General features: G+C 29.9%; 6 protein-coding genes, 1 tRNA gene and 1 pseudogene. 4 read left to right on the top strand and 4 right to left on the bottom strand.

All coding sequences use genetic code 11. The features are described 5' to 3' along the window. The first annotated feature begins 239 nt into the window (after nucleotides 1-239). The 3 genes from BMSBPS_RS03980 (at nucleotide 240) to BMSBPS_RS03990 (ending at nucleotide 3,312) form a co-directional block, all read left to right on the top strand. The gene (locus BMSBPS_RS03980; RefSeq protein ID WP_046201192.1) at nucleotides 240-1,472 is read left to right on the top strand and encodes a phosphopentomutase; all 1,233 of its coding nucleotides are present in this window, start codon (nucleotides 240-242) and stop codon (nucleotides 1,470-1,472) included. A gap of 15 nt (nucleotides 1,473-1,487) precedes the next feature. Continuing rightward, the gene (gene deoD / locus BMSBPS_RS03985) at nucleotides 1,488-2,207 is read left to right on the top strand and encodes a purine-nucleoside phosphorylase (RefSeq protein WP_044169964.1); all 720 of its coding nucleotides are present in this window, start codon (nucleotides 1,488-1,490) and stop codon (nucleotides 2,205-2,207) included. A gap of 934 nt (nucleotides 2,208-3,141) precedes the next feature. Then, the gene (locus tag BMSBPS_RS03990) at nucleotides 3,142-3,312 is read left to right on the top strand and encodes a con-10 family general stress protein (protein WP_022564318.1); all 171 of its coding nucleotides are present in this window, start codon (nucleotides 3,142-3,144) and stop codon (nucleotides 3,310-3,312) included. Nucleotides 3,313-3,668: 356 nt separating this feature from the next. Here BMSBPS_RS03990 and gshB read toward each other — a convergent pair whose 3' ends face one another. The 3 genes from gshB to metK form a co-directional block, all read right to left on the bottom strand. Further along, nucleotides 3,669-4,619, bottom strand: a complete 951-nt coding sequence (gene gshB / locus BMSBPS_RS03995) for a glutathione synthase (RefSeq protein WP_022564319.1) — start codon at nucleotides 4,617-4,619, stop codon at nucleotides 3,669-3,671. A 727-nt stretch (nucleotides 4,620-5,346) separates the two neighbouring features. Next, nucleotides 5,347-6,741, bottom strand: a complete 1,395-nt coding sequence (locus tag BMSBPS_RS04000) for a sugar porter family MFS transporter (RefSeq protein WP_022564320.1) — start codon at nucleotides 6,739-6,741, stop codon at nucleotides 5,347-5,349. Nucleotides 6,742-7,184: 443 nt separating this feature from the next. Beyond that, a complete protein-coding gene (gene metK / locus BMSBPS_RS04005; RefSeq protein ID WP_046201193.1) occupies nucleotides 7,185-8,336 on the bottom strand; it encodes a methionine adenosyltransferase in 1,152 nt (383 codons plus the stop codon). Nucleotides 8,337-9,139: 803 nt separating this feature from the next. Here metK and speA point away from each other — a divergent pair. Continuing rightward, a pseudogene (gene speA, locus BMSBPS_RS04765) lies at nucleotides 9,140-11,121 on the top strand (biosynthetic arginine decarboxylase). Nucleotides 11,122-11,425: 304 nt separating this feature from the next. Here speA and BMSBPS_RS04015 read toward each other — a convergent pair. Further along, nucleotides 11,426-11,498 (bottom strand) — tRNA-Phe (locus BMSBPS_RS04015). Nucleotides 11,499-12,116: the final 618 nt, after the last annotated feature.

Below are 12,116 nucleotides of genomic sequence, written 5' to 3' on the forward strand. Positions count from 1 at the left end.
ATCAACCTAATCTACTTTTAAAGTATACGATAGCTTCTTTTTAATATATTCAAATGTATAAAGTTTATATTTTTTAAAATTTTGAGTAAATCAAAAAATTTTTTAACAATGAGCATTCTAGTAAAATGATTCTAAAATATGATTTTGTGGTTTACGTTTAGTTATTAGTATATTGTGGTATACATTTAGTTATTAGTATATAATGAAGTTATGAGTATATAACGAGTAACGAAATTTTGATGAAACGTGTTTTTATTATGGTTCTTGATTCATTTGGTATTGGATGCAGTAAAGATTCTGAGAAATTCGGTGATCAAGGAGCAGATACATTAGGTCATATTGCTGATGTCTGCTTTCAAAATTTTAATCATGAAATCCTACAAGCTCCTTTTTATTTACCTAATCTAAATGCATTAGGATTGGGTAAAGCCGCTGAGATTTCCACCGGAAGATTCCCAACAGGGCTTAATGAACATGCAGAAATAATTGGTGCTTATGGATGTGCTGGCATGTTATCATCTGGTAAAGATACACCATCAGGTCATTGGGAAATGGCTGGTGTACCAATCATGTTTGATTGGCATTATTTTTTAGATCAAGAGAACAGTTTTCCAAAATTTTTACTAAAAAATTTAATCAAAAAAGCTAATTTGCCAGGGTATCTCGGTAATTGTCATTCTTCTGGTACATTAATTATTAATGAATTAGGTGAAGAACATATTAAAACAGGTAAGCCAATTTTCTATACCTCTTCAGATTCTGTATTTCAAATTGCCTGTCATGAAAAATTCTTTGGTTTAACACGTCTCTATCAGTTATCTAAAATCGTTCGTCAAGAACTTATTGATGCTGGGTATAATATTTGTCGTGTGATAGCACGTCCATTTATAGGTGAGAAAAAACATGATTTTAGACGCACCGGTAACCGTCAAGATTTTGTGGTTGAGCCACCTTTACCTACTATTTTAAAAAAATTTGTGGATGAGAAAAATGGTGAAGTAATTGCAGTGGGTAAAATCGCAGATATTTATGCTAGACAGGGTATTACGCAGATCATTAAAGCTAATGGGTTAGAAAATTTACTAAATGCGACGATTACACAAATAAAGAAAATATCGAATGATTCTATCATTTTTACAAATTTCGTCGATTTTGATTCTATTTGGGGGCATCGGCGTGATATTGCTGGATATGCAAATGGACTTAAATTTTTTGATTCCCGTCTACCAGAACTTATGGCTTTAGTGCAGCAAGATGATATCTTAATTCTTACTGCTGATCACGGTTGTGATCCAAGTTGGCATGGTACTAATCATACACGTGAACATGTTCCCATTCTTCTTTACGGACCTAATATACAACCTAGGTCGTTAGGCTATCGCGATACATTAGCTGATATTGCACAAACTATTGCAAGTTATTTTAGTCTCTCTAAGATGCAATACGGTACTAGTATGTTACAATATAATTAAAAGTGGATAATGATCATGGTAACACCTCATATTAATGCACAAATAGGTGACTTCTCAGATGTAGTACTAATGTCTGGTGATCCATTACGTGTTAAATATATTGCTCAAACATTTTTAGAAAATATAGTTCAAGTTAACAATGTACGTAATATGTTTGGTTTTACAGGCATATATAAAAATAGAAGAATTTCAGTGATGACACATGGAATAGGTATGCCATCTTGTTCTTTATATACCAAGGAGCTTATTACCGACTTTGGAGTCAAAAAAATAATTCGAGTCGGGTCGTGTGGAACTTTGCGTACTGAAATTAAATTACGTGACATCATCATTGCCTTAGGTGCTTCTACTGATTCAAATATAAACCGTATACGTTTTAAAAATCATGATTTTGCTGCGATTGCAGATTTTAATATGGTACGGAATGCAGTGGATGCTGCAAACATGTTAGGAATACCTACATATGTTGGTAACATTTTTTCTTCAGATTTATTTTATAACCCAGATATTCAGTTGTTCAATATATTAGAACAATATGGTATATTAGGTGTAGACATGGAAACTGCTGGTATGTATGGTACGGTGGCTGAATTTGGCGCAAAAGCATTAACTATATGTACTGTGTCTGATCACATTAAAATAGGTGAACGCAGTTCTTCTGAAGAACGTGAGACAACTTTTAATGACATGATTAAAATTGCATTAGATTCCATTCTGTTAGAAAAAATTTATTAGCATAATGTCAGAGTTAATCAGAATTATTAATCCTATATCTAGAAAACTGATTGATTATAAATTTTTAAATTCAAATATCATAATAATAATATATTATGATGTGTAATTAATTTTAAATACAAGAAATTGTATTTTATTTTTATAATGTCTTTATATATCACGTACCTGATGTTAAAATATATTAAATTTAATAAAAAATATTTTTTAATAAATATATTGATATCTCTTTAGTCCACAGCTATTGAATTAATATAGCTTTTTCTATTTAATTTAGAATATTATTAATTTATTTATTTTTTAAATTTTTTTTAAGATTATGTTTTATTAATATGAATATATTGATTCAATTGTCTCTGCTGTCTTAGTAACGTATAACACATAAACTTTATCATTCTAAATGTATTTAAAATATGAGCAAAATTTTATCATTTTAGTTTGTAAGTAAGCTGTTTAGTTATTAACTATCTGCATTTTTATGAGTTGAATAATATTCATATAGAGGACACTATAACATATATAGAGTTTATAACATTAGTGTTTTGAAAGGTGTATATTTGTATTATTTTAGAATTTGATATATAATTAAACTGAAAGGGTTAATAAAATTAGAACATAATATAATTTTTTAAAAAAAACAATCGGTATTATTATTTTTTAGTGGATAATAACATTGATCTATTTTTCGACAAAAATTATAACAAATATAAATATTAATATGTTAAACATAGTCATCTATATTAACTAATGTTTTGTCATATGTATATTATATACATGTTAGATTCATTTATTACGTCGTTTAATAAAAATATTTATAATATATTTTTTGTAATACCAACGGTAAATATAAATTTATAATTTAAGAAAATTATTTTTAAATTATAAAAATGCCAAACTTTACATAGATTGATTTATGTAATTCTTTGAGGAATTTTAAATGAGCAATTTAAGAGGTGGTAATGGTAATTTTGCTATGAATCCTGAACGAGCACGTGAAGCCGGTAAAAAAGGAGGATCCGTAAGTAGCAGTAACTTTCGTAATAATCCTAAACGTGCTGTTAGAGCAGGACGTAAAGGTGGTAAGAGAAGCCGAACAAATTCTAGATAATAAATTCTTTTAACCAAGAAAGTGAAATATACTACCATTTGAATTTTGTATTTAAATTTTAAGTATTCTATTGAATTCATTTTGCACAATTAATTAAGCTTTTATGAAATAATAGGCAAAAATATGTCTTGCTTGAATGTTAAAAAGATTTGATATATATCAAATCATTGGTGCTAGTATAATAATTAACTTACTAATGCTTAGTTAATTGGTGCTTTTATTTTTAAAATTAGGATCTATACAAAAATATACTTTATATTATTTAAATACAGGGATTTTTTAATAATATAAAAATCAACCTTGTATTAATTTATAATTAACAACTATTATAACGCGTTATTTATATTATATCATAGTTAGTGGCGCATTAAACGTTTCTCGATAGCATTTATTAACATACCAGTAATTGAAACAGGAAAAACTGACTCAATTTCACAGACACACGTTGGGCTAGTTATGTTGATTTCAGTTAATTTATTGCCTATAATATCCAGTCCTGCAAAAATTATTCCTTTAGTTTTAATTATAGGTGCAATACGACGAGCAATTTTCCAATCGCTTTCGCTAAGTGGACGTGCTTCACCATACCCGCCTACAGCAAGATTGCCTCGTGTTTCATATCCTTGAGGTATTCGCGCTAAACAATACGGTATCGGTTGCCCATCTACTATTAGTACACGTTTATCCCCTTCTTCGATTTCCTTTAAATAATTTTGTGCTATACAAAAATACTGACCATGATTAGTAAGTACTTCTGTAATTACACCAAAATTTGGATCGTTTTGTTTAATGCGGAAGATGGACATACCTCCCATCCCATCAAGCGGTTTGATGATAATATCACCATGTTGTTGCCAAAAAGCATGTAATTTTTCTTTTTTAGACGTAACCAATGTATGAGGTGTTAAATCCGAAAACCAAGCGGTATAGAGTTTTTCGTTGCAATTACGTAGGCTTTGTGGTGTATTAATAATCAATGTACCTTGTTCTTCAGCATATTCCAATAAATAAGTAGCATATATAAATTCAGCATTAAACGGCGGATCTTTACGCATCAATATCACATTGAGATTAGATAGTTTTATATCTTGTTCGTTATAAAATTGGTACCATTGTTCACAGTCGTTTTTAACACGAAGTGTGCGAGTATGTCCATATGCAATACCATTATGTAAAAAAAGATCATCTATTTCCATATAATGAATTTCATAACCATGTTCTTGTGCTTTAAGCAAAATAGCAAAACTCGTATCTTTTTTAATATTAATGGAAGAAATAGGATCCATAATAATTCCAAGTTTTATCATTATATTTTCCAATGTGATTAGAATACAATTTTTTTATTTTTAGTATACATAAACTAGATCGTTAAAATTTTTTATCAGAAAAATGATAAATATTTAATATGTAAAATTATAAATTCTATTTATATATCATTTCATTCTCTTTACAATTGCACTCTAATTTTTTAATTTATATAAAATATAGTATTTAGTTATTAGAAATAATATTCTAAAAATAATTACCAATAAAGGAGTGCATAAGAATACATGAATCATATAAAATATTTCAAACCATTTAATATGATCTTATATTTTTAACGATTTACTTTAATTCAATATAATATTTAATTTTTTATATAAATAATAAATAATTTATAATCGTATGTGATGATAAAAAAATTTATCTCATTATTATATAAATATATTTTTAATTTTTTAAATACAAAAATAATATTTAATATAAAATAGATAATACCTGCAGATTAATTAATATATTTGTATTTGGAAAAATTTATTATGCATAGGATGTACAAATTAATTTGATTTAAGTTAAAAAATTTTTGAAAAAGAATGCATATTGTTTAGGTAAAAAAGATTACAGAAGAAGAATAATTCTATTAAGAATAGTATACTCATTCTATATTGATAATTACTTCATTATTTAATTTTTGTAAAAATTAAATAATGAGAAAGAACCATATTGAATAGTATAGTCTCAATTATTTTTGTAGCTCTTTCTCACATAAAATTTTTATTTTTGACCAATATCACGCAATTTTTTGCCTAACATTAAATTACACTCGATATGTTCTAAGGAAATATTTTTAGTTTCTGGAACAAGTATAATAGTCAATACAATAAATAGTATATTCAGTGCAGCGTAGATCCAAAAAGTTACTGCTTTACCCAATATATCTAACATACTTAGGAAAGTAGCACCAACTATCATATTTGCAATCCAATTAGTAGTAGTAGATACTGTAATACCAAAATCACGACCTTTAAGGGGCTGAATTTCTGAACATAGCACCCAAACTAGTGGCCCTGCAGACATTGCAAAACCAACTATAAAGATTAGTAACATAATAATAGCAAAATACTGTGCACTCACAGAATGAATAGTTATATGCAGCATGGTTCCAAGAATACCTATACCACAAGCCATAACTAAAAAACCTAATATGAGCGTTGGTTTTCTTCCCCATCGATCTACTAAACCGATAGCAATAAAAGTAGCTAATACATTTACTAAACCTACAAGTACCGTACCCCACATTTGTTTTGTTGTATTTGCAAAACCCGCAATTTCAAAAATTTTAGGTGCATAGTACATGATTATATTCATGCCTGTAAATTGTTGCATTATTTGTAGCAAAATACCAAGGAATACTGCTCGACGGAAATTTCTGTTATGTTGAAATAATTGCCAACCAGATTGTTTAACCTTTAAACTTTCACGAATTTCGTCTAATTCACGTTTTGCATGTTCGCTGGTATCTCGTAAACGATCTAATACACGTTGTGCATCACGGAAGTCGCCTTTCGCTGCTAACCAACGTGGACTATTAGGTAAAAATAACACCCCTGCTAATAACAAAATAGCCGGTATAGTAATAATACCTAACATATAACGCCATGCACCTGTATTACTGAATATAGTGTCTGATATATATGCCATGAGAATGCCGATAGTAATCATTAACTGATAAAGTGAAATCATACTACCGCGAATTTTTTCCGATGCAATTTCAGAAAGATACAAAGGAGCCGTATAGGAGGCAACACCTACAGCTAACCCAAGTACTATTCTTGCAGCAATGAGCATACTTATATTGAGTGCTATTGCAGACCAAACAGAACCTATTACAAATAAAATTGCACCTACCATTAAACTTTTTTTGCGACCAAGACGCAATGACATCCAACCACTACCAATCGCACCTATAGCAGCACCGAACATCATAGAGCTTACAATCCATTCTTGCTGGTTTAAAGTAACTTGAAAATCCGTAGCAATAAAAGGTAAAGCACCAGCGATAACGCCTATATCAAGACCGAATAGCAGGCCAGCTAAAGCAGCTAAAAAGCATACAAAAAAAGTCATTGCCTTATTTGAAGTTCTGCTTGTGTAAGTATTACTAAGCATATTGCCTCCCAAGTTTATCTATCATTTTTGTATCAATTTTAAACACTTGCTAACAAAAGAAAAAGTGAGAACGGCCATAAAATATAATTAATAACATATCACGAAACCATGTAATTCAGTATGTTATCGGAAATATTATGTAATTGTCTGGGTTAGTTGTAGCACTTTTTAAGTTTTTAAAATTCATTTATACATTATCTAATAAATATCTAAATTACATATAGTAAAATGTTTAAGAATTAAATTTCTGATACTTTTGTAAATCTTAAAATTTAGTATTAAAAATAATTAAATTTCTTAATATATATGCACAGTGATAATCTTTTGTTAAAGGAGTACAAGATGCATTTGTTTTAAAAATATATTATGATAAAGTTATCTTATGATAGATTGGATCTTTCTTAAAGCTCCTTTATAAAATAAACTAAAATTATATCGAATATTTATAATCCTGCTGATTCACGTAATTGAGCTGCTTTATCGGTTTGTTCCCATGGAAAGTGTTCACGGCCAAAATGCCCATACACTGCAGTATCTTTGTAAATAGGTTTTAATAAATCTAGCATCTGTATTAAACCATATGGTCGTAAATCAAAAAATTCATTTATTAGCAATGTAAGCCTATCAGTTGGCATTTTTTTTGTTCCGAAAGTTTCAATCATTATAGAAATTGGTCTTGTAACACCTATAGCGTAAGATAATTGAATTTCACAACGATCAGCTAAACCTGCTGCGACAATATTTTTTGCTACATAACGTGCAGCATAAGAAGCAGAACGATCAACTTTCGATGGATCTTTACCTGAAAACGCTCCGCCCCCGTGGCGAGCCATACCTCCGTAGGTATCTACGATAATTTTACGACCAGTTAAACCACAGTCTCCCATTGGTCCACCTATTACGAAGCGACCTGTTGGATTGATATAATATTTAGTATTAGCGTTTATCCACTTCATCGGTAAAACCGGTTTAATTATTTCTTCCATTACTGCTTCATGTAAATCAGCTTCGCAGATCTCTTCTGCATGCTGTGTAGACATTATTACCGTATCAATACCAATAACAGTATTACCGTCATATTGGAGTGTAATTTGACTTTTTGCATCCGGACGTAACCATGGTAGTAAACCATTTTTTCGAACTTCAGCTTGACGTCGTACTAAACGATGCGCATAAGTGACAGGTGCAGGCATCAGCACTTCAGTTTCATTAGTTGCGTAACCAAACATTAGGCCTTGATCTCCTGCCCCTTGTTCTAGTGGATTACAGCGGACAATGCCGCGATTAATATCAGTAGATTGTTTTCCAATAGCGTTTAGCACCGCACAAGAATCAGCATCAAAACCCATATCTGAATGAATATAACCAATTTCACGCACAGTATTCCGTGTAATTTCTTCTATATCGACCCAAGCACTAGTAGTAATTTCACCACCGACTAATACCATACCAGTTTTAACATATGTTTCACAAGCTACATGAGCTTTGGGATCTTGTGCGAGAATAGCATCTAACACAGCATCAGAAATTTGATCTGCAATTTTATCAGGATGTCCTTCTGATACAGATTCGGAAGTAAATAAGTGCTTAGCCATTCTGTTTTTCACCGTATAAATAGTTCGAATGCAACTCAATAATAAATAACCTGCTCATTACTAAATATCTTATGCAGAATAATGTTCTATCATTGAACATTGTAAAAGATAGCATTGCTATATTGATGTAAATAATGATCCAAATATTCAATCATCTAACTTGCTATTTTAGGTCGTTTATTATGCAAAATACCAGCGTTTTTTTGGATTTTTCCTTGTGATTTTTTGTATCGAAACAAGTTAATAAGAACATCATAAATTAAAAATAAAACTTTTTTAATTTTCTAGTTATCTAAAATATGTAAGTATTAGTATAAATGATTAATATGTTTGGTAGAATGAGAGTGACACTTTAGATAATATTTAAATATTTGAAGTGTATAAATTAAAAGAATCTGTTAGCTATCAAAAATTTTTTATTTTGGATGGTAGTTACATTGTGTACAATCACTATCTTAGTGAATGACTTTCATAATCAATGATTTTAATCATGTATAACTAGTATGTCATTATACAATAATTACATTTAATAATATTAATTACTCTATATTCTGTTTATTAAATTTATTTTTATTAATATTGTTACATGTAACTTACTCTAATGCGCCTGATAATCATAGAATGTATTTAGATATATTTTATATTACATACTCTGTTTGATATTTAATGTGAAAATTATTTTTCACATTAAATATTTTCTATTAGTAGATACATATTAGAATAGTTCTTAATGGATTTCATAATAAAAGCAGAAAAATTTTTAATTTGCTATTTAATAGTAAATTAAAATATTGAGGATTGCAATGTCTGACGATATTAAACATATTAAAGGTTCGTCAGTCTGCGAACATAGTGGACTGCACTCTATGCAAGAAGTAACAAAAAATAATAATAAGGAAGCTAGTAAAACACTACGCACCTATAATATCGCATGGTGGGGTAATGGTTATTACGATGTTAACGAACTCGGACATATCAGTGTATGTTCCAATCCGGATCGACCGGAAATGCGAGTGGATTTGGTGAAGTTAGTTAAAAAACGCGAAGCGGAAGGTCAACGTTTGCCAGCACTTTTTTTTCTCAAATACTACAACATCGGCTACGTTCAATTAATGCAGCATTTAAACGTGCACGTGAATCTTATGGTTATAAAGGAGATTATTTTTTAGTTTATCCCATTAAAGTAAATCAACACAAACGCGTCATCCATCGAGTTGTTGATAAATTCTGGTGAGCCTTATAGGTTTAGAGGCTGGTTCTAAAGCTGAATTGATGGCTGTATTAGCGCATGCTGGTAAGACGCGTTCGGTAATTGTTTGCAATGGCTATAAAGATCGTGAATATATTCGGCTTGCACTGAGTAGGTGAGAAGCTAGGTCATAAAGTTTATCTTGTTATTGAAAAATGACAGAAGTTCCTCTACTTCTTGAAGAAATGGAGCATTTAAATGTAACGCCGCGTCTCGGTATTCGCATACGTTTGGCATCACAGGGATCAGGTAAATGGCAGTCAAGTGGAGGAGAAAAATCTAAATTTGGCTTAGCAGCTTCACAGATACTTTAGCTAATTGAAATTATGTGTAGGGCGAGTTGCCTAAGTAGTTTACAATTGTTGCATTGTCATTTGGTTTCTCAAATTGTAAATATTCAAGACATTGTTACTGGTGTAAGAGAATGGCATATTTTTATATAGAATTATCTAAACTTGGCGTTAATATCAAATGTTTTGATGTTGGTGGTGGTTTAGGTGTAGATTATGAAGGCACACGATCACAATCTGATTGTTCAGTAAATTACGGCTTAAATGAATATGCTAATAATATTTTTGGGCCATTGGAGATGCTTGTAAAGAACATGGTTTGGAATATCCAACGGTAATCACTGAATCTGGACGCGCAGTAACAGCGCATCATACTGTATTAGTATCGAATATTATTGCCGTAGAACGTAATGAATTTATTACACCACTAGCACCCAATATAGATTCTCCGCGCCCCATTCAAAGTATGTGGAGTACTTGGAAAGAAATGCACGAATGTAACATTCATCGGTCTCTTCGCGAATGGTTACACGATAGTCAAATGGATCTTTTTGACATTCATACTGGTTATTCATCTGGTATTTATAATCTGAATCAACGAGCTTGGGCAGAACAATTATACTTAGCTATTTGCAATTATATCCAACAAAACTTAGATCCTAGCAATCGTGCACATCATCCTGTTATTGATAAATTACAAGAACGTATGGCAGATAAAATTTATGTTAATTTTTCTTTATTTCAATCGATGCCAGATGCTTGGGGTATTAATCAACTATTTCCAGTATTGCCTTTGGAAGGATTGAATCAAACACTGAAACGTCGTGCAGTGCTTTTGGATATCACTTGTGATTCTGACGGTATAATTGACCATTATATTGATGGAGATGGTATTGCTACTACAATGCCTATAGCAGATTATGATATCAATAATCCACCTTTATTGGGTTTCTTTATGGCAGGAGCATATCAAAAGATTTTAGGAAATATGCACAATTTATTTGGCGATACTGAAGCGGTCAATGTATTTGTTTTTTCAAATGGCAACATAGAAATACAGTTATCAGACCAAGGTGATACAGTAGCAGATATGCTACAATATGTGCAGCTAAATGCTGCTGATTTATTGATTTGATTTAATAATCAAGTTAACCAACAGATTGATATTGATCATAAACTACGCCAACAATTCCTTAAAGAATTCGAAATCGGATTGTATGGATACACTTATCTTAAAGATGAATAATAAATACTCATTGTTTTCTTGAAATTTTATTGATTTTGATTCTTATCTATTGTGTATTTGAAATTATTCAAAAATTTATGTGTAATAAACATTAAAATACAGTTCATATAATCAATTTTATTTTTAATTACCAAAGTTTAATTTGTTAAATAATTTAAAAGAATTTAGCTGGAGACATTGATATAGATTGCATTTTTAATTCAGATTAAGCACGTATGCACATTATTTATATAAAATTTTAATGCATATTCATCGAAAGCAGACATAGATGTTGTTGCATGAAAAATCTCATACAAATTGATGATGCCCAGACTCGGAATCGAACCAAGGACACAGGGATTTTCAGTCCCTTGCTCTACCAACTGAGCTATCTGGGCATGTTAAAGTGAATATTTAATCTTCAGTTGTTGGATAAGCCATTAATAAATTTAATAAATATTTTTTAAAAAAATACTGAAATTATTTAAAAAACGAAATTAATTGACGTTTCTTAAATAAAAAGATTTTTTTCAATTTATTAATATGCAGACAAGTACATGCTCAATATACTTTCTTTTTCTAAAGAAAATATTTATGATTCTTAATCAATTAAGAAATTATCTTTCTAATACTTTTAAACCTTAATGTTAATGATTCAAAGTAAAATTTGATGTATTTCAGTACATAATATTTTATTTTTTAAAGCTAAACGTAATGTAAAAATAATTGGATTTCAAGTGCATAATAAATTTTATGTCATTCTTATTCTGATTATACATCCCTTTTAGCTTCTTGGCAAATTCATTAAATCAACAATATATACCGTACTACACATAGCAATATTCCCTTATACCATATTAAATAAAAATGTAAATAGAAATTAATTCTAATATTGTATGCAAAATTTTCCCTGATTTTAAATATTACTGAATTTGCATACTAAATATAACTGTAATATTATTACATCTCGTTTAATTGGAGTTTTATTTAATTTAACCCATAAAATTAAACGGTAT

It is taken from the genome of Candidatus Pantoea carbekii (assembly GCF_000971765.1).
Classification (GTDB): domain Bacteria; phylum Pseudomonadota; class Gammaproteobacteria; order Enterobacterales; family Enterobacteriaceae; genus Pantoea_A; species Pantoea_A carbekii.

Coding starts and splice junctions, on each gene's coding strand:
- metK (WP_046201193.1), bottom strand. CDS start 8,336: ATGGCTAAGCACTTATTTACTTCCGAATCTGTATCAGAAGGACATCCT.
- gshB (WP_022564319.1), bottom strand. CDS start 4,619: ATGATAAAACTTGGAATTATTATGGATCCTATTTCTTCCATTAATATT.
- BMSBPS_RS03990 (WP_022564318.1), top strand. CDS start 3,142: ATGAGCAATTTAAGAGGTGGTAATGGTAATTTTGCTATGAATCCTGAA.
- BMSBPS_RS04000 (WP_022564320.1), bottom strand. CDS start 6,741: ATGCTTAGTAATACTTACACAAGCAGAACTTCAAATAAGGCAATGACT.
- deoD (WP_044169964.1), top strand. CDS start 1,488: ATGGTAACACCTCATATTAATGCACAAATAGGTGACTTCTCAGATGTA.
- BMSBPS_RS03980 (WP_046201192.1), top strand. CDS start 240: ATGAAACGTGTTTTTATTATGGTTCTTGATTCATTTGGTATTGGATGC.